This is a genomic window from Candidatus Acidiferrales bacterium (assembly GCA_035934015.1).
In the GTDB taxonomy this organism is placed as follows: Bacteria; Acidobacteriota; Terriglobia; order Acidiferrales; family UBA7541; genus DAHUXN01.
Genome location: DASYYH010000020.1, coordinates 110,997 through 134,579 on the forward strand (window position 1 = coordinate 110,997; position 23,583 = coordinate 134,579).

A 23,583-nucleotide genomic window follows, 5' to 3' on the forward strand; every position below is an offset into this window, starting at 1 on the left:
GCGAATAACTGTATCCCAATAATTATTGCTTGTCAAGAAGTATTTATGGGGTACAATCACGGAGAAGTGAAGCCAGCCCTTATCGCCGCAGTAATGCTCACCTTTGTTATTCACCTTACCCCACGGGGCCAGTCCCAAAAAAACACCGCCGAAAAAGAACAAAGCTCCCATAATAAACACCCAGCTGCGCTCGTTCCCGTTGCGCCGCCTGCCAAAGCCAATCCACAAAACGGGCCACAGGGCAATCAGCACGCCGCTCACGCCCAATCTCCACCTTGGTATGAATCCCCTGAATGGGTATTGGTATTCATCGGAGCTATCACAGCTTTCGTCATTGGATGGCAGTCTTGGGAGTCTCGAAAATCCGCTGCTGCCGCTCTCTTGAATGCTAAGGCTGTAATTGACAGCGAACGCGCTTGGATTCATGGCGAATTTGCAAAGAACGATCCTGCTTTGGGAGTGATTAAATATTCTCTCAGTGTGAAAAATCAGGGGAAAACTCCCGCCGAAATCATTGGTTACGATATTTGGCATGGACTTCTCAAAGAAGGCGTTCCATTTGCCAAAGAAAAACTGACTACACATTTCGACGAGCCGAAGCACATTTTCATTGGTAGTAATGAGACGCTGGTTCTTAGGGATGATTTTGACCTTGACGATTTGTTTACGCTGAAATCCGGAGAACTCGCTAAAGATAGCGGGGCAAGACAAGGAGCCTTTTGCGTAACGATCAGATATAAAAATGTCGTAAACGAGGGGGAGTGCCGAGGAGAGCACCACACTTCGTTTGTTTACTTTTGTAACCTCATTCTTTCTACCATTTACCGTGTACCCGAATACAACGAATACACCTAGAAGCGCCCAAATTAAGACACTACCCACTCGCTGTGGATCCTGGCGAAACCTTGGAAATTTTCTTCGTCAGGGGGGGTCTCAGAAACACGTTTGCGAAGGGCGACTACAGGTGTGAGGGGTGGCTTGCCTTTGCTGCCAGAGACGTCGAAACTGGACAGTTTCTGCCAATAGGTTTCCCGCCTACGTTGACTCCTCCTCCGGCCAATTGGCTCGTCGCTGGAATAATCACTGGGGTTATCGGCCTACTATTCATCGCGGGCCAGGAGCTTGTCCCCAGTCTTTGGCTACTTGGCTTGAGCGCAATATTCATTATGATTTATATGTTCAAGAAACTGAGGTACCTGAAGGATTTTAGAAGCTCGCGAGAAGATAGCGTGGCTGCTATTGTTTAGGTTCATGGCAAAACAATGCGTGGCCGGGTAAACTCCGCTTGGGTTTGTCCGGCTAGCTCGAAGATTTTAAGGGTGTTTTTGTTGAGCGCCAGGTCGTGAAGTAATCCGATTCCTCTATTCGACCTTTGGCAAATGCGCGGGGATAGGCTATAATTGCAATGAAAATTGGAGGATAGACCGAGTGTTGACGATCCGCTTGTCCCGCATTGGCAAAAAGAAGCAGCCCGCGTATCGCGTGGTGGTGATCGAAAAGACGCGTCCGCGCGACGGCCGCTTCGTTGAAATTGTCGGGACCTACGATCCGCTGAAGAAGCCTGCCGTGATTCAGCTTGACGCCGAGCGCATCAAATACTGGCTCGGCTGCGGCGCCCAGCCGAGCGATACCGTCCGCAGCTTTTTGCGAATCCAGAAAATCGCATAGAGCGTCGGACTCTTCAGACCACGGATTTCCAACGCCGGTTATCCCTCTTGCTGATTCTCCAGGCCGACCCGGAGGTTCTCATGAAGGAACTCGTCGAGGAAATCGCGAAAGCTCTTGTCGATCATCCCGAACAGGTTTCCGTAAAATCCATCGAAGGAGAGCAAGTGACTGTGCTGGAATTGCGCGTGGCGCCGGACGATTTGGGTAAAGTGATCGGGCGCCAAGGACGCACGGCGAAATCGATTCGCACGCTGCTGGGCGCGGCGGGCATGAAATTGAAAAAGCGATTTACACTGGAAATTCTGGAATAGCGTGGACGAGACTCCAGCCTCTCGCGTCACTGTGGCCAAAATTCTGCGTGCGCGCGGACGCCGCGGAGAAGTCGCGGCAGAAATCTTCACTGATTTTCCGGAACGCCTCACGAAACTGAAATCTGTTTTCCTCTGGGACGGGAAGAATGCGCTGCATCGCGCTACTGTGCGCGAATGCTGGCTGCACAAGACCCAGGCAATTTTTCTTTTCGAAGGCTGCGATTCCATTTCCGATGCGGAAAAACTCAAGGGACTGGAAATTCAGATTCCGCTTTCCGAACGCTTGACGCTTCCGGCTGGAACTTACTTCGTCACGGATTTAATTGACTGCGAGATTTTCGCTGGTAGCGGCGCGGCGGAAAAAATCGGCGTGGTGCGCGATGTGCAGTTCAGCGGCGAAGAAGTCGCCGGGACGCCGATTCTGGTCGTGAATACGACGCGCGGTGAACTGCTGATCCCTCTGGCTGCAGAAATCTGCACGCGCATTGACACGGCTGCGCGGCGGATCGAAGTGGTCCTCCCCGAAGGGCTTGCGGATTTAAATCCAGTGTAAAACCTCGAGTGCGGTAAGATTTGCCGCGATGCGATTCGACCTGATCACGATATTTCCGGAGTTTTTTCAGGGGCCGCTCGACTATGGGATTGTGCGGCGGGCGCGGGAAGCGCGGCTCATCGAAACCGGCATCGCAGACTTGCGTGATTTCACGCATGACCGGCATCGCACGGTGGACGACCGTCCGTTTGGCGGCGGCGAAGGAATGGTGCTCAAGTGCGAGCCCATCTTTGACGCGGTCGAATCGTTCGTTGGGCCGATCGCGGACACGCCGGGCGCGAAGGCGCTGGGCGGGACAGCAATTGTGCTTCTTTCGGCCTCGGGGAAATTATTCCGGCAAGAAACGGCGCGGAGATTTGCGCGGCTCGAACGCATGGTGCTGATTTGCGGACGCTATGAAGGAGTGGACGAGCGCGTGGCGGAGCATCTGGCGACGGACGAAATTTCGGTGGGCGATTTTGTGCTTTCCGGCGGAGAATTGCCCGCGGTGATGGTGCTCGACGCCGTGACGCGGCTAATTCCCGGCGCGCTGGGGAACGAAGATTCGGCGGAGAATGAATCTTTTTCGGCGACGGATGGCGAGATTCTTGCGGCGGCGACTGATAGCGTTGCGGACGAGATCCGCGGGGAATGGCGCGCCGCGAGCCGAGGCATTTTGGACTATCCGCATTACACGCGACCGCAGAATTTTCGCGGTTGGGATGTGCCGGAAATTCTGATGAGCGGAAATCATGAGGAAGTCCGGCGCTGGCGGCAGCGCATGGCGGTGGAAAAAACGCGGCGGAATCGCCCGGACCTGCTGACGAGGAGAATAGTATAAATGCCGATCATCGACGTTCATAACCACTACTATCCGCCGGCGTACATCGAGGCGCTGCGATCGGGCCAGAGCGCGGTGAAGGTTGATTTCGACGCCGAAGGGAACCCGCGGCTGCACTATCCGGGCGACTACAACGTGGCCGTGCGCGGCCATCGCGACATCGATTTCCGCGAGCAGGAGATGCAGAAATACGGCGTGGATACACAAGTGCTCTCGATGACCACGCCGGGGACACACGTCGAAACGCCGGCAATGGCCGTCAAGCTTGCGACGCTGGTAAACGACGCGTTTGCGGATGCGGTGCACACGAAGCACGGGCGATTTGCGGCGCTGGCGACTCTGCCGCTGAACGATCCGGCTGCTTCGGTGAAAGAATTCGAGCGCGTGTGCCGACAATTGCATTTTCCGGGGGCGATGCTCTTCAGCAACGTCAACGGAGTGGCGCTGGCGGACAAGCGATTCTGGCCGCTCTACGAAGCAGCAAACGATTTTGAAGCGATTCTGCATATTCATCCGACGGATCCAGCGGGCGTGGAAGCAATGACGGAATACTGGCTGATGCCGCTGGTGGGATTTCTGTTTGACACGACGCTGGCGGCGGAGAAGATTGTGTTCAGCGGCGTGGCGGAGCGGTTTCCGCGGATTCGTTGGGTGCTGAGCCATCTGGGCGGGGCGATTCCGTATATCGCGGAACGGGCCGACCGCGGATATCGCGCGTTCAAGGAATGCCGCGTGAATATTCCGCGGCCGCCGAGCGAATATTTGAAGCAGTTTTATTACGACACGGTGAATTTCGATCCGCTGGCGCTGAAACTGGCGATCGATTTCGCGGGCGCTGAACATATCCTGGCGGGCAGCGATTACCCGCACCAGATCGGGAGCGTTCCGTCGATGCTGGAGTCGCTGCGGGGATTGCCGATTTCGGCGGCAGAGCGCGAGGAGATACTGGGAGGGAATGCAGAGAAGTTGTTTCGCTTGCGAGGCTAGCCGGCGTTATGCCGACTCAGCCGAGAATTTCCGTTTTCAGGTAATTGACCGCGCAAATCGCTCGCAAAGGACGCGGATTTTCGGTATAGTTGGGAATTGCGCTGAGTGAGCTGGCCCCACCTGAGCGGGTCTGCCGGGATAATTCGAAATGAGTCGCGTGATTGATAAGGTGCAGGAGTCACAAGTTCGCAAGGATTTGCCGGAGTTTCGTCCGGGAGATACGGTGCGCGTAAATGTGAAGCTGCGCGAGGGCGAGGCGGGAAAAGAAAAAGAGCGCGTGCAGCCGTTCGAGGGCGTGGTGATCAAGCGACGGGGACACACGGCGGGCGCGAGCTTCACGGTGCGGCGTGTGAGCTTTGGAATCGGCGTGGAGCGCATTTTCCCGCTGCATTCGCCGACGATTGCGTCGATTGAAGTGGTGCAGCAAGGCAATGTGCGGCGCGCGAAGCTTTATTACCTGCGCGGACTGAAGGGCAAATCGGCGCGCATCAAGCGCATGGAACGCGAAAAGCAAGCCGAGCCGGCGGAGACAAAGGCCTCGGAATAATTCAACACAATCCGATTTTCGAATGCAGGCCGCCGGAAACGATGAGGCGGCCTTTCTTTTTTTCTGGGATTTTTTTCCACAGAGCCCGGAGAGCCGGTGAATCGCGCCGCGAACGCTGTGATAGAATTCGGCGCGATGACGCGGCTGTGCTCCTCGCGATACGAACGGCTTGCGCGACAAAGCGGATGGATGCGCATCTGCGGAATCGACGAAGCCGGACGCGGATCGCTTTTCGGGCCCGTGGTGGCGGCAGCGGTGGTGCTGAATCCACGGCGGCGAATCGTCGGATTGGACGATTCGAAGAAACTGACACACGACCGGCGAACGGAACTGGCCGGCCGCATTCGCGAACACGCGCTGGCGTGGGCCGTGGCGGAAATCGAGGCCAGCCGGATCGACGCGTGGAACATTTACCAGGCGAGCCGGCAGGCGATGGTGGCGGCGGTCGAAGGAATCCGGCCGACGCCAGATTATCTGCTGGTTGATGCCATGGAATTGCCGCTGTCCATCGAACAGAAATCGCTGATCCATGGAGACGCGCGATCCGTATCGATCGCGGCCGCATCGATTCTGGCGAAAGTGGAACGCGACCGCTTGATGGATGAGTTCGACCAGATGTATCCGCAATACGGCCTCGGTTCCAACCGCGGCTATGGCACGCCGGACCATTTGGAAGCGCTGCAACGATACGGGCCGACGCCGTTGCACCGATTTTCGTTCGCGCCGGTGCGCGAAGCGACCTGCTGGGGCGCGCATGCGACGCAAGAGGCGCTGCCGCTGGCTTCGACTTCTACGGCTCCAACAAATGCGACAGAGCACAACGCTTCTTCCGCCACTTCCCTGAGCGCCGCGGCTGGCGAATAATCCGCCGAAAAATCGCTTTTCAAGCCGATAGAACTAAAGTACCAGATACTTTTTCCTTACACATTCCGCGCAATTTAGCGCGGACCCGCCGGATTCGTGTTTACTGTAGACAGGGACAATATGGACCAGCCCACCAAGCCGAATGGGAGTTCCGCGCCTTCTTCCTCGCGGGCAATGCGCGGGCGCGAGGATAGCCAGAAGACCGTCCTGCTGAGCGACATTCCAGACGCGCAAGCATTGGTCGACGAAGCCGCGGCGACAAGCGCGAAGACGAGCCTGACGACGTCGAGCCTGGCGGCGCTTTCGCAGCGCTACGACATCCTGAGCGAAGCGGGCCACGGAAATATGGGGAATGTCTACAAGGCTCGTGACCGCGAAACGGGCGAGATCGTGGCGCTGAAGCTCATCAAGCCAGAGATCGCGTCAGACCAGGCGATGATGGAGCGGTTCAAGAATGAGCTGCTCTTTGCGCGCAGAATCACGCACAAAAATGTTTGCCGCGTGTACGACTTTAACCGCATCGGCGGCGTGGCGTACACGTCGATGGAATTCGTGGAAGGCGAAAGCCTGCGGTCGGTACTGAACCGGTTCGGCGGGCTGCCAGTGCGCAAAGGGATTGATCTGGCGACGCAGATCTGCTCGGGATTGAAAGAAGCGCACGCGCAGGGGATCGTGCACCGCGACCTGAAGCCGGAAAACGTGATGATCGACAAGCAGGGCAACGTGAAGATCATGGATTTCGGCATCGCGCGTTCTATGGAAGCGGGGACGCGGCTGACGGGAGCAATGATCGGGACGCCGGCGTACATGGCGCCGGAACAGGTGGCGGGAAAGCCGGTTGACTACCGGACGGATATTTATTCCCTGGGTTTGATGCTGTACGAAATGTTCACGGGGTCGGAGACGTTTCACGCGGATACGGCCGTTGCCGTCGCTGTGAAGCAGATGCAGGAAGCGCCAAGGCCGCCGCACGAAATCGATCCGAATATTCCAGTTTTTATTGAGCGCGCAATTTTGAAGTGTCTGGAAAAAGATCCGGCAAAGAGATTTCAGTCGATTGGTGAGTTGGAGACAGCGCTGCGCGCGACGCGCGTGACCGGAGCCACTCCGGCCTCGGCCGTGGCGGCGATCCCCGTGGCCGCCGCAGTCGCGGCGACGCCGATGAGCGGGTTGGTGAAGCACTCGACGGCTGCGACCGTTGCTGTTGCAGGAACTTTGCTCGCCGCGTCACCGAAAGCCAAGAAGACATCGCCGATCGCCTGGGTGCTGGTGGGCGCGGTTCTTGTGCTGGCAACGCTCGGCGGGCTGCGTGCGATGACCGTGGTCAAGACGGCAAAGCAGATTCCCGCGCCAGAGATGGCCGCCGCGCCGACGCCCCCGGCAAAGGCTTTTGTGATTCCGCCGCGGCCAGCGCCGCAGCCGCGCGTTGCAAACGCGGCCGCCGCGGTTCATCCGAAATTGCCTGCGCAACCTCCGGCGACCCCGGTGGTTTTCCCGCATGTGGAATACGCCAATAAGCCAGCGACACACACTCCACAAAAGGAGGCGGCGACAGGGCCGATTTACATCTGGATTGGGCGATTCGAGAAGGAAGAGCGCGCGCAAAACGTTTCCAGGAGAATCGAAAGTCACGGGAATCCGGTGGTTGTGTTGCCGAAGCCGAATCCGAAGGGCGGACAATACTTCGTGGTATTCACCGGCCCCTACAACGAAAAGAAAGCCCAAAATGTGCAGCGGTGGCTTGAAAGCCAGGGATTTTTCTTTGTTCATCAAGTCCGGGCCCCAGCCGTGAATCGCCCTGAAGCCAGATGAGGAGTCAGGGGGAGACTCGAGAAGAGGCGATGAGCGATAGCGCGGGAATCGAATACGGAACGCGAAGCGATACGGGGCGCGTCCGAGAAAACAACGAAGACAGTTTGTGCGTCGCGCCGGAGCTGAATCTCTTTGTGCTTTCTGACGGCATGGGCGGGCAGGCGTCTGGGGAAGTCGCGAGCCGACTGGCGACGGAGACGATCGCGACGCACTGCCGTGACGCGGAGCAAAATCCGTCCCTGCCGCTGATTGGCGAGCGGCTGGAAGGAGTTTCCGACGCTACGAACCGGCTGGTGAGCGCCGTGCGGCTGGCGAATCGAGAGGTCCATAAGGCCGCAGAAGATAACGCGGCGCAAGCAGGAATGGGCGCGACGGTCGTGGCGCTGATGGTTCAGGGTGAACGCGTGAGCCTCGCGCACGTAGGAGACAGCCGCGCCTACCGGTTGCGCAACGGCGAGCTCGAACGGCTGACGCAGGATCATTCGTTTATTGCCGAGCAGGTGCGGCACGGATTGATGAATGAGCAGGATGCCGCGAACAGCAATCTGCAGAACGTGCTGCTGCGCGCGCTGGGCGCCGAGGCGGAGGTCGAGGTCGAGGCCAGCGAAGAAGTTCTGATGGAAGGCGACGCGATTCTGTTGTGCTCGGATGGACTCACCCACGAGCTTTCCGATGCACAGATCGCCGGGGCCCTAGGCGATACGGATGACCCACAAGAGGCAGCCGAGCGGCTGGTGGATCTGGCGAATCAGGCGGGCGGCGAAGATAACGTTACGGTGATCGTGGTGCGCAGCGCGCCAAAGTTGGTTGGGACAATTTCCAGGATTGGCAGGTGGTTCCGGGGCTCCTGAAGTAAGGATTTGAGGGAGGAAAGAAATGCCGAAACTCGTCTTGAAATTCCAAAATTCCGTGCTGAAGGAAGCGCCCGTGGGCGCAAGAGAAGTGAGCATCGGGCGCTCGCCCGATAACGGGCTGGTGATCGACAATCCGGCCGTATCGCACTATCACGCGCGCGTCTTCAACGAAGAAGGCCGGCTGATGATCGAGGATTTCGGCAGTATGAACGGAACTTTCGTGAATGGCCAGCGAGTGAAGATGGTGGCGCTGAAGCCGGGCGATTCCGTGGAGATCGGCAAGCATACGATTTTGGTGGCGGACTCGCGTGAAACGAGCGACCCATTCTTCAAAGGCGGCATGCCGCGGCCCACCGCGCCGAAAATCAATGAGACAGTGATGCTGGATACCAAGGAGCGGCGCGATTTCCTCCAGAAAGTCGCGGCCGTGGGCGAAAGCGCACAGCCGGCGCCGGCACGCGTGAAAGTGGCGACGCTCGTAGTGAAAAATGGCAAGACCAACCAGAAGGAATACACGCTGAGTGACAAACTGACGGTCATCGGCAAATCTGCGATGGCGACGGTGAAATTGAAGGCTTGGTTTGCGCCGAAAGTGGCCGCGCAGATCAATCGCCGCGAGGACAATTCCTACTATATCGGGGGTGCGGAAAAAGTGCCGACCATCAACGGCCAGCCGGTGGTCCATCCGGCGAAATTGTCTTCGGGGGACATCATCGAAGTGGCGGGAATCCAGCTCGAATTCGTTTACCGCGAATAAATGCGGAAAATCAATCTGTCCGCGTCGGCGGGGGAAATTTACAGCCGGAAAGCGCTCCTGCGGGTGTTATCGAGTTCTTATACGGCTGCACGGCAGTTCGTTGACCCCTGTTTTTCGCGTGTGCTACCGTAAATCAGCTTCGGAAAACCGGTCGAAATTTTGCCCTGAGGGGGGCGCTTCCGCGACAGGCGCGCGGGCAGGGGTATCGAAAACGCATGGCCTTGAACAAAGCCAAAGCCATGGAGTCAGCGCTGAAAGCGCTGAACCAGGGGAAAGTCGCTCAGGCGATCCAGGAATATCAGACGATCCTGCGCAGTGATCCGAACGATCAGGTCGTGCTGATGACCGTGGGCGACCTGTTCGTGCGGCAAAACAGCATGCCGCAGGCCGTGGAGTATTTCGAGCGGCTGGCACAGCTCTACCTGAACAACGGCTTCAACAGCAAAGCCATCGCGATTTACAAGAAAATCTCCAAGCTGGCCCCGAACGAAACGGGACCGCTCGAAAAACTCGCCAACCTCTATGTGCAGCAAGGAATTCTGAGCGAAGCGCGGCCCATTTTTCTGCAGCTCGCCGAAGCGCACCTGAAAGGCAATCAAACGGCAAAAGCGGTGGAGGTCCTGCGGCGACTGCTGGATGTCGAGCCGGACAATCCGCGCGTGCAACGGCGGCTGGCGGAATTGTATCTGGCGATGGGCCAGAAGAAAGAGGCGGCGGAGACGTATCTGCATTATTCGCGCTACCTCTATGAGCACGGCGACGCGGCGGAAGCGCAAAAGATGGCCGATGCGGCGTTGGCGGCAGAGCCCAACAACTCGACGGCGCTCCTGCTGAAAGCGCGGATGCTCGGGGCGGCTGGGAACCCGGACGAAGCGCTCGATGCTTTGGCGAAGCTTCCAGACGCGGATTCGAATTCCGAGATGATGACGCTGCAGGTGGATATTTGCCTGAAGGGCGGGAAGACGGATCGCGCGGTGGAATTGGTGCAAAACACAGAGCTCAAAGGGCCGGAGAAGTTCGCCCTAGCGCTGCGCGTGGCTAATGCCCTGATTGATTCCGAGGAAACCGACAAGGCTATGGAGCTCGTCGACGGATTGCGCGGACCGGCGATCTCCGAGGGGCAGCAGGAACATCTCGCGCGAGTCCTCACCACCCTTGCCGAGCGCGCGAGGGACCGAGTGGAATTGCAGGAATGGCTCGTGGATCTCTATCGCCGGACCGCGGACAACAATCTTACCGAAGCGCAGGCGCAGCTGGCCGATACGCTGGCGAATCAGGGACAATTTGCGAGGGCGGAGCAGGTCTTGAGTGAAGTCCTAGAACGCGAGCCGGATAACGAACTGGCCCGGCAACGCCTCGGACAAATCCGAAAAACGATGGGCCAAGCAGCAGGCGGGCCCGCGGAACCTGCCGTTGTGGCGCCAGTCGAGCCGTCACGCGAGCCGCTGATCGGAGCGCCTATTCCGCCTGAGGCCGTGGCGAGCGAATTGGGCCTCGACGACGAAACGCAGCGATTCATCACGCAGGCACTGACGGATGTGGATTTGTTCTCGAGCTACGGGCTTTCGCAGAAGGCCGTGCAACTGCTCGAACATATTCTCGAGCGCGTGCCGGGGCATGCGCTGACACTTGAACGTTTGCTGGACATGACCCTGGGAACAGGCAACGACCGCCGCACGGCGGAACTCGCCGCGCAACTGGAGCAGATTTACGTGCAGCGCGGCGATGCGAAGAGCGCCGAGCGTTTTACGGAGCTTCGCCGCCGGTTCCAGCGAGTCTCGGGTGTGACGGATGAAGAACTCCTTCAAGCCGTGGCCCAGACACCTGGAGCCGTTCCACCGCAAGCTGCCGAAACAACCGCGACCGAGGAACAGGCGGAGGCTCCTGTGGAATTTGCGATTCCAGGAGCCAGGGCTGAACCAGAGACTCCCGCGGCAGAAACGACGCAGCCTGCCACGCGATCCGCGGCGCCAGCGGAACACGAGATCGATCTTTCCGACGAGTGGGCGCAGATTGCGTCGTCCATAGAAACGCAACCCGCACCTGTGAATACGGCTGCACCGCCCGCGGCGGAAAACCCTCCTGCCGCACCTTCGCCGAAGGAAGTCTTTCCCGCCGCGCCGGAATCCGCCGAGACCAAGATCGCCGAATCCGAAGTGGGCGAATTCGAGCTCGAACTCCTCGAAGAGCCGGCGGCGGAAGGCCCGAAAAACGAGGCGGCGACTGAGGAAGCACCCTCAACCGAGAGTTTCCTGGATCAGCTCGTCGCGGAAGTGGAGAGCCAAGAAGCTGGGTCCGCCCAAAAGCCGGCCGCCGAGGAGAAACCGGCGCCGCCGAAACCGGAACCGAAGCCTGCTACGGCAAAGGTTGAGCCGAAGCCTGCGGCCAAACCGGAACCGAAACCTGTTTCGGCAAAGCCAGCTCCGAAGGCCACTCCGCCGCCACCTCCTCCGCCCGCTCCGCAGGTGAGCGAACCCGTCGCGGCGCACGCCGAAGGATCTGCTCCGGTTGTTGCGGGGAGCAATGCCAACGAGCTAAGCGAAGTCTTTCAGGAATTCCGAGCCGAACTCGGAGAAATGAGCGAGAAGGACGAAGAAGAGGATCTCGAGACGCACTATAATCTTGGAATCGCGTATCGCGAGATGGGCCTGCTCGACGAAGCCATTGGCGAATTCCAAAGAGTGGCCAAGGCGGTGGGCGAGGGCCGGCCGTTCCAATATGCGATGCAGTGTTCGACGCTGCTGGCGCTGACGTTCATGGACAAGCAAGAACCGAAAATTGCCGTGCTATGGTATCACCGCGCGCTGGAGATACCGGAACTCGATCCGGAAACTGTGCTCGCCTTGCGGTATGATTTAGGCATAGCCGAGGAGCAAGCTGGAAACTCCAAGGCGGCGCTGGACAGCTTTCGCCAGGTCTACGCTATGAATATCGATTACCGCGACGTGGCCGAACGGATCGCGGCGCTGCAAAAACACTGACGCCGACTTTGACCAATCGCATACTTCGCGTGCTGCTGCTGCTCCTCTGGCTCGAGCTGGGATTGCTCCTCATTGTGATTCCGTGGATGAATGTCTGGGATGCGAACTATTTTCTGAATCGCTATCCGACGCTCATTCCGATATTGCTCAGTCCGTATCTTCGCGGAGCGATTTCGGGGCTGGGTGTGGTTGACGCTGTTTTGGCGGTGGATTCGTTCCGGCACAAACGTCCCGCCATTGCGCCGCGTTCCTGATCTCTCCGAGCACAACATGATTTTGTGCTACGTCACTGACCGGCATCTCTTACATTCCGATTCGCCAACGGAGGATTTGCTTGCGTGCGTGGAACGCGCCTCGGCAGCCGGGCTCGATTGGATACAGATCCGCGAGAAGGATTTGGAAGCACGCGAGTTAATCGATTTGACGCGGCGGGCGATCACAGTGGCAAAGAATGCAGGAGCGGGGCGCGTTTTGGTGAACGACAGACTCGATGTGGCGCTAGCTGCAGGCGCGGATGGAGTTCATCTTGGCGGAGATTCGGTTTCCGCGAAGGAAATTGTGCGCTGGCGGCACGAGCAAAATACAGCGGGCGAATTTCTGATTGGTGTATCGTGCCATCGGCTGGAAGAAGCGAAAGAGGCGGAGGCGGCCGGAGCGAGCTACATTTTCTTCGGGCCGGTTTACGAAACTCCGTCGAAAGCGGCATTTGGCGCGCCGCAAGGCATTGAAAAGCTACGCGAGGTCTGTGCGAGCGCACGCATTCCTGTTCTGGCGATTGGCGGCATCACAGAAGAGAACGCCGAGGCGTGCCTGTGCGCCGGCGCGCAGGGAATCGCCGCCATTCGCCTCTTCCAGCAAGCTCCGGACCTTGCGACTGTGCGGCAGCGCGTCGTGCGACTGCGCGCTCGTTCTTAACGCTCTTCTTTTGAAATCGCGCAGTCTCTCACAGGCGCGCTGCATTAGGCGCCGAGCCACCGGCCGATGGGTTCCCAGTTTTCCACGTGGTCGCAAACAACCTTGATGACCCCCGTGATGGGGATTGCAAGCAGAAGGCCCATTGCTCCCCACAACCATCCCCAGAAAAGAAGCGCAATGGTTACGGCAACTGCATTGAGGTGAACACGCCGGCCGATAAAGGCGGGCAGCAAGTAATTTGCTGCCATAAGATGAAAGAACGCCAGCATCGCACAAATTCCGACGAATGGACCGACGGTGTGAAATTGCCTAATGCCGATGATGAGGGGCGGAAGCCAGGACATCACCAGGCCGATGTAAGGAACCATGTTGGCCAAACTAGAAACAAGAGCAGTCAGGAATGGGAAATCGAGGCCGATGACCCAGAAAAAGACCCAACTGGCGATCACGAGAATGAGCGCGACGAGCGCTGTGCCAACGACATAGCTGCGCAGCATGTTACTGACTTCGGAAAGCGCGAGTTTCACGCGCGTCCGTTCCTTCAAGGGAAACAATTCCATGGTAGCGTGCCAGATTTTTCTTTTGGCAACGAGCATGAAAAATACGAGAAAAGGAATAAAGGTCGCGACGAAAACGACGGTATAAAGTGAGCCGGCGCGCGCCAAGAGAGCATCCTGGACGGGATGCGATTCAGTGACGGCGACAACGCCTTTGGGTTCGCGCGGCGCGGGAGCGATTTCGTTGACGCGAGATTCAATCAAATTAAGCCGCTTTTCGAACGTGCCTACGACGGACCTGAGCGGCGCCCGATATTCCGGCCAGTTTGTGCCGAACTGGTCGAGGCTTCCGACCAGCAACGATCCCGCTGCAAACACGGCTGAAAATGCAAAAAGAAGAACAATCAAAGAACCGAACACACGCGGCAAGCGGAACATTTCCAGCCAGACAACTATGGAATCGAGGAAGTAGGCCGCCAGAATTGCGACAAGAAGAGTGACGACCACGCTCGAAGCGAGATAGCAAAACGCGATCACGATTCCCGCGGCAATGATGCGCGCACTCGTCGTCGCGGGACGCAGTGGCTTCTGCTCCGAATTGTTTCCGGCAATCGTTTCCGGCATTTACCCGACGATACCACAGCCGCAGGGCAAGCGAACAATGGCCAGGCCCCTGCGACGTGGCCAACCTTGCCTGGCAAGCGCCAGGTGGGCTAACTTACATGCCGTGGCTATTGCTCTTGCATTTCCGCTGCGCGCAATTTCCCAGCTTCACCTGCGCGCGGCCATCGACATCATCGTCATCGCGATTATCATTTACTACATCCTGAACCTGCTCAAAGGCACGCGCGCAGTGCAAATGGCCGTCGCGATTATGCTGCTGGTGGCGTTTTATTATGGGGCGCAGTGGGCGCGGCTGGGAATGATCGAGTGGTTGCTGACGACGCTGCTGCCCTATTTCGTTATCGCACTGATCATTCTGTTTCAGCCGGAAATTCGGCGCGCACTTTCGAGGCTGGGACGCACGCCGCTGTGGCGAGCCTTCGGCCCCTATTTTTCGCAGGGCGGAGACGACGACCTGGTGCTGGCCGCGAACTATTTTTCTCAAAACCGCATTGGTGCGCTGATCGTGCTGGAACAGGCGATTGGACTGCGAACGTATGTGGAAAGCGGGATTCCGCTGGACGCGGTCTTAAGTTACGACCTGCTGCTGGCGATTTTCCGGCCGGGCGGCCCGCTGCACGACGGAGCCGTGATCGTTTGCGGAGGACGCCTGGCCGCAGCAGCGTGTTTTTTGCCGCTTTCGCTGAATCCAACGATTTCGAACCAGCTCGGCACGCGCCATCGCGCGGCGATTGGCATCTGCGAAGAGAGCGACGCCGTCGTGCTGATTGTTTCGGAGGAAACCGGTTCGATCGGGCTGGCCACGGGCGGTACAATCGAGATGGATTTGACGGCGGAACGCCTGAGCGAAAGACTGGGCCAACTGACGAAGCGTTCGCGCCGCTTGCCGGTGCTGCCCGCGGCGGCGGAGCGCGCCACGGCGAGGAAATGAATATGCGCTGGTTCCGCAAATGGGTGTTGCACAATTGGAGCTTGAAACTCATGGCGCTACTGATTTCGTTTCTACTCTGGGCGACCTATAGCGCGGAGCCCGTGGCAGAAATTGGGTTCGCGGTGCCGATTGAATTCGTGAATGTGCCCTCGCGGATGGAAATTGCCAACGACGTGCCGACCGTGGTGCATGTTCGCGTGAGGGGACGTTCGGCACTGCTCCGGCGGCTGATCCCGCCGGACCTGGGAGTCGTCCTCGATCTTTCCGGAAGAACGGCGGGAAGCGGAATGGTGGAGCTTGACCCGCAGGAGGTCGATGCACCTTATGGTGTGCAAATCGTGCGCATCGATCCGCAGGAGCTTCGTATCCATTTGGTGCCGCGCGAAAATTCTCCGTGAACAATTCTTCGCATTTCCTGTGCTAGACTGTGAGACCCAGCGAACCTCAGAATTTTTTCGGACTCATGCCCAAAGAGCTCTTCGGCACAGACGGCATTCGCGGAATCCCCGGCAAGTATCCACTCGATGATGCGACGCTCTTTCGCGCCGGCGTGGCGCTGGGGGAGTATCTGGCAAGCCATCGCGACGCGGGCCGGCCGCTGCGCGTGCTGATCGGCATGGATACGCGAGAATCGGGTCCGGGAATGGCCGCGCGCATTGCACAAGGGCTGCGCGCCGGAGGAGCCGAGCCAGTCTCCGCGGGAATTTTGACCACGCCGGGCATCGCGTATCTTGTCCGCACGGAAGATTTTTCGGCGGGAGTGGTCATCTCCGCTTCGCACAATCCCTATCACGACAATGGTGTGAAGCTGATTTCGGCGCGGGGAATGAAATTCCCGGACGAATCTGAAGCGCAGATCGAAGCGCGCATCCTCGCGGCACAGGAAAGCAAATGCCCTGTGCCGGAAACCAAATTCGAGAAAATTTCTACGGAAGCGACCCTTCATGAGGATTATCTCGCGGCGCTGCGGACAAAGCTTTTCGGAAAAAAGGGTCTTCGCGGGATGAAAATCGTGCTGGATTGTGCGAATGGAGCAGCAAGCGCGCTGGCACCGGATCTTTTCCGCTCGCTCGGCGCCGAGGTCACGGCCATTCATAACCATCCGGATGGCCGAAACATCAATGCGGACTGCGGGTCCTTGCACCCAAAGAAGATGCAGGAAAAAACAATCGCGATGGGAGCGGATCTGGGCGTGGCGTTCGATGGCGATGCGGATCGCGCGGTATTTTCCACGGCGAGCGGGCAATACGTGGACGGAGATGGTGTCCTTTTTGCGTGTGCGCGGTACATGAGAAAGACCGCGGCGCTGAAAGGAGATGCCATCGTGGGCACATCGATGGCCAATCTGGGCCTGGAGCGAGCGCTGGAGCGCGAAGGTTTGCGGCTGGTGCGCGTGCCCGTGGGTGATCGGTACGTCCTGGAAGAAATGATTCGCAGTGGCGCGAATCTCGGCGGCGAACAATCCGGACACATCATTTTTCTTGACGATTCGAGCGCGGGCGACGGCATGCTGACGGCAGTCAAAATGGCGTCGCTTGTCTCCATCGAGGGAAAGCTGGATCAACTCGTCTGCGATTTGAAGATTTTCCCGCAGAAAATCGTGAACGTGCGAGTCGGCTCGAAGCCGCCGCTCGACTCACTTCCTGGCGTTTCGCGAGCCATCGCCGAGGCAGCGAAGGCGCTGGGCCACTCGGGGCGCGTCGTGGTGCGATATTCCGGCACGGAACCTCTGGCGCGCGTGATGATTGAAGCGGAGAGCGCGCATGACGTGGAGCGTTATTCCAATTCGATCGCTTCCGCGATCAAGTCCGCGATCGGCGCGAACTGACCACAGCATTTGGATTTTGGCATGCGCGCGGCGCGAGCGAATGGCAACGCTGACGAGATCACCTCAGCCTTCGAGGGGCCAAGTGGATGGCTCGCATTCCTCGCAGGCGACTTCGATCTGTTCGAGAGCCTTCAAAATCGCGGGAATGCCGGGCGGTTCGGTGTTTTTACCGAAGATCCATTTGGCGTAAAGCTCGCCGTAACGATCCGCCACAAAAACCGCTTGGCGTGGCAGTCCGTCAGGATCCATCGCTTCAGCGCCCAAGTAGCGGACGATTGAGCGGCCGGTGGAGTCAATTCCGGCAATGATCTCCGGAGGCAGCGCTGCGGGCAAATTCGCAGAGGGAGCCTTGGAGAATACGATCAGGCCAATGGCGTCCTTGCTCTTCCAATCAGTGGCGTGAGCGACGACGTCGTGAACGAACTTCCAGGAGCTGGGCGACTCGGCGTGGAGAAAGGCGATGACGCGATTGCGCTTTTGTTTGAAATCCCAAGACGAGATGCTGCGACCGTCGAAGGTACGGAGGGTCAAAGCCGGAATCTGATGACGAAGATCGATAGAGTTTTGCATAAATTATCCTAGGCAACATCTAAAGCTTACCATCCTCGGCCACTCGCTGAATTTGAGAAAGAAAAGCCGGTGTCCTCGAAGGAACACCGGCTTGGATTAGGTATCGAAACGAACTGGTTGCCTGGGCCCAGGGCTCAGCTGCAGCCGGAAGTGCTGCCGCAATTCTCGCATTTGTAGCAGCTTCCGTTGGGAGTCATGAGCATGCCGCACTCAGAGCAGGAAGGGGCGTCGTCAATGGCCGCACGCGGGCGAGACTTATCCGCTTCAACCGGCTTTGCGACGACCACGGGCACCTCTGGAACAGCCGCCTTCGGCGCGGGTGCATCTTCGGGCTCATCCGTCTGGACCAGATAGTCGCTGGAGATGAACTTTCCGCCGAGCCAGCGACCGATGTAGTCGATGATCGACTTCGCATAAGGAATCTGGCGATTGCCGGTGAAGCCGGAGGGTTCGAAGCGCGCGTTGACGAATTTATCGATCAGCGCCCGCAGCGGCACGCCGTATTGCAGCGCGATGGAAACAGAGAGCGCGAAGCCGTCCATGATGCCGGAGAGCGTCGAACCTTCCTTGGCCATCTTGATGAAGATCTCGCCGGGGGTTCCGTCGTCGTACATGCCGACGGTCAAGTAGCCCTCGTGGCCGCCGACGTTGAATTTGTGCGTGATGGAACGGCGCTCGTTCGGGAGCTTTTTGCGGCCTGCGCGGAAGAGCTCCTGCTGCGCAGGAATGGCGACCTCTTCCTTTTCCTTTGCCGGCGCTCCGGGCGCGGCAGCAACCGCCGCAGGCGCTTCGGTCTTCTTGCCGCCAGAGGCGGAAAGCGGCTGTGAGCGCTTGGAATTGTCACGGTAGATCGCGACAGCCTTTAATCCGAACTTCCACGATTCGATGTAGGCCTGCATCACGTCTTCCACCGTGGATTCTTCGGGCATGTTGATCGTCTTCGAGATCGCACCGGAGAGGAACGGCTGCGCAGCAGCCATCATTTTCAAATGGCCGCGCCAGGCGATGGAACGTCCGCCGCCCGCGGGAGCAAGCGAGCAATCGAACACAGGCAAATGCTCGAGCTTGAGCGCCGGCGCGCCTTCGATCGTGCCGTGATGATCGATCCAATCGACGATGAGCGACGTTTCCACGTCGGAATACCCGAGGCGCATGAGCGCCATGGGCACAGTGTTGTTGACGATCTTGATCACGCCGCCGCCGACGAGGCGCTTGTGCTTCACGAGCGCGAGGTCCGGCTCGATGCCTGTGGTATCGCAATCCATCATGAAACCGATGGTGCCTGTGGGAGCAAGAACGGAAACCTGCGAATTGCGGTAGCCGAACTTTTCGCCATGCTCGACGGCGTCGTTCCAGGATTCGCGAGCCGCGCGCAGCAACTGCGGCTGCACGTTTTCTTCCTTGATCGGGCGCAGAGAATCGCGGTGCATGCGCATCACGCCGAGCATGGGTTCGCGGTTCTTCGCGTATCCAGAGAACGCACCAAGGCGCTCGGCGACGCGCGAAGATTGCGCATAAGCCTCGCCGGTCATGAGAGCCGTCACGGCGCCGCACATATCGCGGCCCTCATCGGAGTCGTAAGGAATGCCGAGCGAAAGCAGCAGCGCGCCGAGATTCGCGTAGCCAAGGCCAAGCGGCCGGAAATCATGGGAGTTCTGCGCGATTTTTGGCGTCGGATAGCTGGCGTTGTCGACCAGAATTTCCTGAGCCGTGATGGTTACGTCCACCGCATGACGAAAACCTTCGACATCGAATTGGCCGTTCGGTCCGAGGAATTTCAATAGGTTGAGCGAGGCGAGATTGCACGCCGTGTCGTCGAGGAACATGTACTCGGAGCAGGGATTCGAAGCATTGATGCGATCCGTCGTTTTGCACGTGTGCCAGCGATTCACGGTGGTATCGTATTGCATTCCGGGATCGCCGCAATGCCACGCGGAATCAGCCATGCGCTGGAGCAAATCGCGGGCGCGGAATTTTTCCACGGGCTTGCCATCGGTGACGTTGCGCGTCCACCAGTCACGATCTTCCTCGACGGCCTGCATGAACTCGTCAGTGACGCGCACGGAATGATTGGCGTTCTGGAAAAAGATCGAACTGTAGGCTTCACCGTCAATCGCGGGATCGTAGCCTTGCTCGATGAGCACCTGCGCCTTGCGCTCCTCTTTCATCTTGCAGTCGATGAATTCGGTGACGTCCGGATGGTCAACATTGAGGATGACCATCTTCGCGGCGCGGCGCGTCTTGCCGCCGCTCTTGATTACGCCAGCGAAGGCGTCGAAGCCTTTCATGAAGCTCACGGGGCCGGACGCGATCCCGCCGCCAGAAAGAGTTTCCTTGCTGCCGCGGAGAGTCGAGAAATTTGTGCCCGTGCCCGAGCCCCATTTGAAGAGCATGCCCTCCGTCTTGGCCAGGTTCATGATGGAATCCATGCTGTCCTGCACCGAATTGATGAAGCATGCGGAACACTGCGGCTTGGCTTGCACGCCGACGTTGAACCACACGGGCGAATTGAAGGCCATTTTCTGCTCGACGAGCAGGCTGGTCAGCTCGTCGCGAAATGCGGCCTGCGAATCGGCGGAGGCAAAATAACCACCCTGCTCGCCCCAGTGGACAATTGTGTCCACGACGCGGGCGATGAGCTGCCGCACGGAGCCTTCACGCTCTGGTGTGTTGGGCTTGCCGTGAAAATATTTCGACGCGACGATGTTGGTGGCCGTTTGCGACCACGACTTGGGAACTTCGATATTCTCCTGGCGGAAGATGACCTGGCCCTTCTCGTTGCCGATTTGGGCTGTGCGACGCTCCCATTCGACGGCGTCGAACGGCGCCACCCTTCCATCCGTGAAGTAGCGATGGAATTCGAGGCCGCCGGAAACTGCCTTGCGCTCGCGCTGTTCCGTTTCCATTTTTGCCGCCGAAAAACCCGTCAAAGCCGCTCTTGCTTCCGCCATATTCTCCGCCTCCGCGCAGGCAGTGTTGCCGCTGATGTTTTTGCCGGGTCGAGAAAGGCGGTCACTCTGATTCATTATACCGCACTCCATGCACCCGGCGTTTGTTGCGCCAGCAATTCCACTAGCGCCGTGAAACTCGTCCAGAAAGAAAAGGGAAAGCTCCGCCCGCATGGTTCTACACGGCGATTGCGTTCGGGCGACTTGCCCTCTATGTCGTCGGTGATGAACCTGGGTAAGGCGCCGCAGATTTTTTTTCGGTTGCGATGATCTGCGGGCCGTACCGCTATTCCCCGAATCTGGGAGCGCAGTATTACCGGGTTGTGGAAAACGTGTCAAGGGAAAACCGCAACGACACCACAAAAAATTGTGGTTTGGGTGTCGAAGTTGTCTATAGGTGGTGGTTGCGGCGCGAACCTTCTGGCCACTAGCGTGCGCAAAGTTTCTGCGAGACGCCCAAGTGTCTCCTGCCGAACCGAACGGCTGCCTCGTTTGGCTTCGCGGAAATTACTCGTAACGCAGAGCTTCGATGGGATCGAGTTTTGCCGCTTTTATTGCCGGCCAGACGCCGAAGACCAAACCGACACCGACAGAAACGGCGATGCCGACGACAATAGCCCAAATCGGCACAACGGCCTTCATGGACGTGACGTGCGGGATAATCATGACAAGGCCGCTGAAGATCGCCACGCCGAGAACACCACCAGAGCCAGTCAACGTCATCGCTTCAAACAGAAATTGCCAGGTGATGTCGCGGCTGCGCGCACCGATGGCTTTTCGCACGCCGATTTCGCGCGTGCGTTCGGTGACGCTGACGAGCATGATGTTCATCACGCCTACGCCGCCGATTAACAAGCCAATGGAGCTGAGCACAATCAGTACAAGCGCGACGCCGCCGATAATCTGATTGAACTGCTCCTCTTCTTGAACCTGCGTGGTGATGGAAAAATTATCGGGAGCGGTGTAAGCCACCTTGCGGCGGCGGCGCAGGACTTCGCGAGCCTCGTCGACGGCTTGATCCACCTTTCCGTGGCGAGCGAGGATGCGGAAGCCATTATCCTCCGCGGAGGGGAACATCTCCTTGAAGGTGTAATAGGGAATGACCACGCGAACATCCTGATCGTTCATGCCGAAGCCGCCGGGCGGCTTTATGAAAACGCCAATCACACGAAAATCCGAGCCATCGAGCTCGATCAGTTTGCCGACGGCGTCTTCTGCGGTGGGAAAAAGAGCCGTAGCGATGTTTTCGCCGAGGACAACGACTTTTTCACGGTGATCGTTTTCCGATTCGGTGAAGAAGCGTCCGGCACGCAGGGAAGCATTGCCATAGACGTCCATATACGCCGGAAATGTCCCGCGAAAATCCATGTTCTGGACCTGATTCTTGCCGTAGCGAGCAGTATGCGCCTGATGCCAGTTGAAAAGAGAAATGGCGATCTGCTGGACCGAAGGGCAAGACTCAAGGATGGCCTGGCCATCGCCGAGCGTGAGAGGAGGACGCTCGCGCACCTGCTTCGATGGCCGGCCGACTTGCGGGCCCTGATCGAAGCGATCGATATAGGCGGTATCGGCGCCGTATCCCTCGATTGTCTCGTTGATTGTGGCCTTGAAACCGCTAATCAGCGCTGAAACGATGATGATTACCCCCACGCCGATGACGACGCCTAGGACGGCAAGAATGCTGCGCGTCTTGTGGCTGCGCAGCGTATCGAAGGCCAGAGCCAGATTTTCGCGAAGGTCCTGTTTCATTGGACGCTCAAGTTAAGCCTCAGCGCGCAACGCCTCGATGGGATCGAGACGCGACGCGCGGACAGCAGGATAGATTCCGAAAAATAAACCCACACCGGTGGAGAGCGCCAGCGCAATCAGTACGGCCTGAAGTGGCGTGGAAATGGGCAAGGGTGAAAGTGCGCGCACGAGCATGGCGATCCCCAGCGCGAGCAAAACACCGAGTAGTCCGCCAGTCGCAGACAGGATGGATGATTCCATCAAGAATTGCAGCACAATGTGGCGGCGCCGGGCGCCGAGAGATTTGCGCAAACCGATTTCGCGCGTGCGCTCCGTGACGCTGGCGAGCATGATGTTCATAATCACGATGCCACCGACCACGAGGAAAACGCTTGTCAGCCAGACGGCGATTCCAAAAATGTTTCCGGTCAGGCTCTTCCACAAGTCCGTGATGGAAGAAGGCTCGATGATGCCGAAATTGTCCGGATCCTGGACGCGCACATGCCGGCGGGCACGCAAAAGCACGCGCGCTTCGTCTTCGGCAGCGGGCATCGCGTCGGTGGTGATAGCTTCGACAAAAAATGTGACGGAATCGTCGGCGGCCATGAAAACGTTGCGGTAGGTCGTAAGCGGCAGCATCACAAAGCTATCCTGCGTCTGGCCCAGGAGCGTCCCGAGCGGCTTGGCTGTCCCGATCACCTGGCATTGCTGCGAGCCCACGCGCAGTTCGCGGCCAAGCGGGTCAACACCGGGGAAAAGATGCGTGACCAGGTCATTTCCGATGAAGCAGACGGGCGTGCGATGGTCCTCATCGGCTTGGGTGAAGAACCGGCCGCTGGCGATGTCAAAATCGCGAACCTCGGCGAATTCTGGCGTCGCGCCAATGACGGTGACGTCTTCCATCAGTTGTTCATTGCGATGCACATCCTGGATGGTGTTTTCTTCCGCGGCAACTCTGCGTGCGTATTGCAAATTATCTTTGAGCGCATTGTAGTCCTCCATGCGGAGAGGAGGGCGCTTATTGGCCTTCAGGAAGTCGTCGTAGTTGGTGATGATTCCGATGCGGTCAACGACAAAGGCGTTCGAGCCCAGATTGGCGATCTTGGTGGCGACGTAGAGGTTGAGTCCGTTGAGGACGCTCATAACCGAAACGAGCGTCGTGACGGCGAGAATCACGCCCAAGAGCGTCAGGAAGGTCCGCAGCTTGTGCGCGCGCAGCGTATCGAAGGCGAGATTCGTCGCCTCGCGCAGAGATATCGCCGCCTGACTCCAGCCGAGCTTCAGTTTTGAATTGTCCGGCATCCAACCATTATAACGTTTCAGGGAAGGTAAAAGTTCGTCTGAGAGGAGATTTATTTGAGGCCGTGACGCTCTGGCCATCAACCCGT

Annotated in this window: 22 protein-coding genes; 17 read left to right on the plus strand and 5 right to left on the minus strand. The window is 58.4% G+C overall.

What is annotated here, in order from left to right; all coding sequences use genetic code 11:
* Positions 1–45 precede the first annotated feature (45 nt).
* The 14 genes from VGR81_10100 to thiE all read left to right on the plus strand — a co-directional run bounded on the left by VGR81_10100 (position 46) and on the right by thiE (position 13,069).
* Positions 46–855, plus strand: a complete 810-nt coding sequence (locus VGR81_10100) for a hypothetical protein (GenBank protein ID HEV2289292.1) — start codon at positions 46–48, stop codon at positions 853–855.
* Between the two features lie 573 nt (positions 856–1,428).
* Positions 1,429–1,668, plus strand: a complete 240-nt coding sequence (gene rpsP / locus VGR81_10105) for a 30S ribosomal protein S16 (GenBank protein ID HEV2289293.1) — start codon at positions 1,429–1,431, stop codon at positions 1,666–1,668.
* Between the two features lie 80 nt (positions 1,669–1,748).
* Positions 1,749–1,979 carry a KH domain-containing protein gene (locus VGR81_10110; GenBank protein HEV2289294.1) on the plus strand — a complete coding sequence of 77 codons (231 nt, stop codon included), beginning with the start codon at positions 1,749–1,751 and terminating at the stop codon, positions 1,977–1,979.
* 1 nt (position 1,980) lies between these two features.
* The gene (rimM, locus tag VGR81_10115) at positions 1,981–2,532 is read left to right on the plus strand and encodes a ribosome maturation factor RimM (protein HEV2289295.1); all 552 of its coding nucleotides are present in this window, start codon (positions 1,981–1,983) and stop codon (positions 2,530–2,532) included.
* A 28-nt stretch (positions 2,533–2,560) separates the two neighbouring features.
* The gene (gene trmD / locus VGR81_10120; GenBank protein HEV2289296.1) at positions 2,561–3,352 is read left to right on the plus strand and encodes a tRNA (guanosine(37)-N1)-methyltransferase TrmD; all 792 of its coding nucleotides are present in this window, start codon (positions 2,561–2,563) and stop codon (positions 3,350–3,352) included.
* Positions 3,353–4,339 carry an amidohydrolase family protein gene (locus tag VGR81_10125; protein ID HEV2289297.1) on the plus strand — a complete coding sequence of 329 codons (987 nt, stop codon included), beginning with the start codon at positions 3,353–3,355 and terminating at the stop codon, positions 4,337–4,339. It begins immediately after the preceding gene.
* Positions 4,340–4,487: 148 nt separating this feature from the next.
* Positions 4,488–4,886: a 50S ribosomal protein L19 gene (gene rplS, locus VGR81_10130; protein HEV2289298.1), complete on the plus strand. Its 399-nt coding sequence runs from the start codon at positions 4,488–4,490 to the stop codon at positions 4,884–4,886.
* Positions 4,887–4,982: 96 nt separating this feature from the next.
* Positions 4,983–5,750 (plus strand): ribonuclease HII, encoded by a 768-nt coding sequence (locus VGR81_10135; protein HEV2289299.1) that lies wholly within the window; start codon positions 4,983–4,985, stop codon positions 5,748–5,750.
* Between the two features lie 120 nt (positions 5,751–5,870).
* Positions 5,871–7,562 (plus strand): protein kinase, encoded by a 1,692-nt coding sequence (locus VGR81_10140; GenBank protein HEV2289300.1) that lies wholly within the window; start codon positions 5,871–5,873, stop codon positions 7,560–7,562.
* Positions 7,563–7,591: 29 nt separating this feature from the next.
* Positions 7,592–8,413 carry a Stp1/IreP family PP2C-type Ser/Thr phosphatase gene (locus VGR81_10145; GenBank protein HEV2289301.1) on the plus strand — a complete coding sequence of 274 codons (822 nt, stop codon included), beginning with the start codon at positions 7,592–7,594 and terminating at the stop codon, positions 8,411–8,413.
* A 25-nt stretch (positions 8,414–8,438) separates the two neighbouring features.
* Positions 8,439–9,173, plus strand: a complete 735-nt coding sequence (locus VGR81_10150; protein ID HEV2289302.1) for an FHA domain-containing protein — start codon at positions 8,439–8,441, stop codon at positions 9,171–9,173.
* A 215-nt stretch (positions 9,174–9,388) separates the two neighbouring features.
* The gene (locus VGR81_10155; protein HEV2289303.1) at positions 9,389–12,154 is read left to right on the plus strand and encodes a tetratricopeptide repeat protein; all 2,766 of its coding nucleotides are present in this window, start codon (positions 9,389–9,391) and stop codon (positions 12,152–12,154) included.
* Positions 12,155–12,162: 8 nt separating this feature from the next.
* Entirely contained in the window at positions 12,163–12,408 is a 246-nt protein-coding gene (locus tag VGR81_10160) for a hypothetical protein (protein ID HEV2289304.1), read from the plus strand.
* On the plus strand, positions 12,392–13,069 hold the full coding sequence (thiE, locus tag VGR81_10165; GenBank protein HEV2289305.1) for a thiamine phosphate synthase: 678 nt from the start codon (positions 12,392–12,394) through the stop codon (positions 13,067–13,069). Before VGR81_10160 ends, thiE begins: the two co-directional genes overlap by 17 nt.
* Positions 13,070–13,113: 44 nt before the next feature.
* Here the strand turns inward: thiE and VGR81_10170 are convergent, their stop codons facing one another.
* Positions 13,114–14,190, minus strand: a complete 1,077-nt coding sequence (locus VGR81_10170) for an AI-2E family transporter (protein ID HEV2289306.1) — start codon at positions 14,188–14,190, stop codon at positions 13,114–13,116.
* A gap of 103 nt (positions 14,191–14,293) precedes the next feature.
* Here VGR81_10170 and cdaA point away from each other — a divergent pair, with 103 nt between their 5' ends.
* The 3 genes from cdaA (at position 14,294) to glmM (ending at position 16,949) form a co-directional block, all read left to right on the plus strand.
* Complete coding sequence (gene cdaA, locus VGR81_10175) at positions 14,294–15,121, plus strand: diadenylate cyclase CdaA (protein HEV2289307.1); 828 nt, start codon at positions 14,294–14,296, stop codon at positions 15,119–15,121.
* A gap of 2 nt (positions 15,122–15,123) precedes the next feature.
* Positions 15,124–15,519, plus strand: coding sequence for a hypothetical protein (locus VGR81_10180; GenBank protein HEV2289308.1), 396 nt, complete (start codon positions 15,124–15,126; stop codon positions 15,517–15,519).
* A gap of 65 nt (positions 15,520–15,584) precedes the next feature.
* Positions 15,585–16,949 carry a phosphoglucosamine mutase gene (gene glmM / locus VGR81_10185; protein HEV2289309.1) on the plus strand — a complete coding sequence of 455 codons (1,365 nt, stop codon included), beginning with the start codon at positions 15,585–15,587 and terminating at the stop codon, positions 16,947–16,949.
* A gap of 63 nt (positions 16,950–17,012) precedes the next feature.
* Here glmM and VGR81_10190 read toward each other — a convergent pair whose 3' ends face one another.
* From VGR81_10190 to VGR81_10205, 4 genes are all read right to left on the minus strand, one after another.
* Positions 17,013–17,519, minus strand: a complete 507-nt coding sequence (locus tag VGR81_10190) for a hypothetical protein (protein ID HEV2289310.1) — start codon at positions 17,517–17,519, stop codon at positions 17,013–17,015.
* Positions 17,520–17,653: 134 nt separating this feature from the next.
* Positions 17,654–20,470: a vitamin B12-dependent ribonucleotide reductase gene (locus VGR81_10195; protein ID HEV2289311.1), complete on the minus strand. Its 2,817-nt coding sequence runs from the start codon at positions 20,468–20,470 to the stop codon at positions 17,654–17,656.
* A gap of 504 nt (positions 20,471–20,974) precedes the next feature.
* Complete coding sequence (locus VGR81_10200) at positions 20,975–22,216, minus strand: ABC transporter permease (GenBank protein ID HEV2289312.1); 1,242 nt, start codon at positions 22,214–22,216, stop codon at positions 20,975–20,977.
* A gap of 12 nt (positions 22,217–22,228) precedes the next feature.
* Positions 22,229–23,497, minus strand: a complete 1,269-nt coding sequence (locus tag VGR81_10205) for an ABC transporter permease (protein ID HEV2289313.1) — start codon at positions 23,495–23,497, stop codon at positions 22,229–22,231.
* Positions 23,498–23,583: the final 86 nt, after the last annotated feature.